Genomic DNA, 1,380 nt, shown 5'->3' with positions numbered 1-1,380 from the left:
CACCCGGCCGGTCGTCGTGTGCACCGCACCTTCCCGGCGCACCGCGATCGCCGCCGCGCGGCGGCACACCGGCGCGCCCGGCGGCGACGCGCCGCCCGGGCAATGGCCCGAGGGGGTGATCCCCGTGCACTCCCTCGACCATCTGGTGGCGGCCACCGAGTGGTTCGCCCGCAGACCGTTGCCCCGGCGGACGCCCAGGGTCGCCGTGGTGACCATCAGCGGCGGGATCGGGGTCCTCGCCGCGTCCTCCCTGGAGGCCGCCGGGGTGCCGCTGGCCCGGCTGTCCGACCGTACGCGGGACACCGTCACCGCACTGGCGGGCGGGGCTCCGGTCAGCGCCGCCAACCCGGTCGACCTCGGGGCCCGCTATCTGTCCCGCAAGCTGGCCGCGGGCACGCTGACCGCTCTGCGGTCGGACCCCGGTGTCGATCTGACTCTGTTCCATCTGACCTGGGACCACCTGGTCGATGTGGACCGCCGCAGCCCCGGCTACGCGGCCGGCTATCTGGATCTGCTGCTCGCCCACGCGGGGACCGGTGACGATCTGGCCGTGTACTTCCCGCCGATGACCGACGACCCGGACGAGCGCGGCGTACGCGACCGCATCCGGGCCGCCGGGGTGCCGGTCTTCGAGACCTGGGACGCCGTCGCCCGGCTGCTGGCCACCACCCGCCCGAACGTCCCCGCCCCCCTTCCAGTGAACCGAGGCTGACCGATATGGCACTGAGCGACTACCCGGGTTCCGACGACGATCTGCTGCTCTCGGTCGAGGACCGGGTCGCCTGGATCACCTTCAACCGCCCCGACACCCTGAACGCCTTCGGGCCGCGCCAGTTCCACCGGCTCGCCGATCTCCTCGACGATCTCTCCGTGGGCTCCGATGCCGATGTCGTCGTCCTCACCGGCGCGGGCAAGGCGTTCTCGGCGGGGGGTGATGTCCGCGAGTTCACCAAGAAGGGCCTGGAGGACACCGGCGTCTACGCGCTGCGTGCGATCACCGCGATCCGGCGGTGCCGCAAGCCGGTCATCGCCATGGTCAACGGTACGGCGGTCGGCGGCGGCAATGAGCTGGTCATCGCCTGCGACCTGGCCATCGCCGCCCGGCACGCGCGCCTCGGCCAGGCGGGCACGATGATCGGCGCCTGTCCCGTCATCGGCGGCACCAATCTGCTGCCGCTCCAGATCGGGGAGAAGCGGGCCCGGCAGATCGTCTTCTTCAGCGAGAAGGTCGACGCCGAACAGGCGCTCGCCTGGGGCTGGGTGAACGAGGTCGTGGACGGCGCCGAACTGCGCGCGACGACCGCCCAGTGGGCGAAGCGGCTGCAAGGGCTGCATCCGCAGTCGCTGCGGATCGCCAAGGCGGCGGGGAATGTGTGGTGG

Annotated in this window: 1 protein-coding gene and 1 pseudogene; both read left to right on the top strand. The window is 72.5% G+C overall.

Annotated features, from left to right (window positions below):
- Nucleotides 1–712, top strand: a pseudogene (locus tag ACWF94_RS40525) (hypothetical protein); the annotation flags it as partial.
- A gap of 5 nt (nucleotides 713–717) precedes the next feature.
- Nucleotides 718–1,380, top strand: a 663-nt coding sequence (locus ACWF94_RS40520) for an enoyl-CoA hydratase/isomerase family protein (protein ID WP_453500306.1), incomplete at its 3' end; no start/stop codon positions are given.

It is taken from the genome of Streptomyces sp. NPDC055078, from assembly GCF_053607985.1.
Note: the sequence above shows the minus strand (reverse complement) of the source record. Positions and strands in the feature narration are given on the sequence as shown.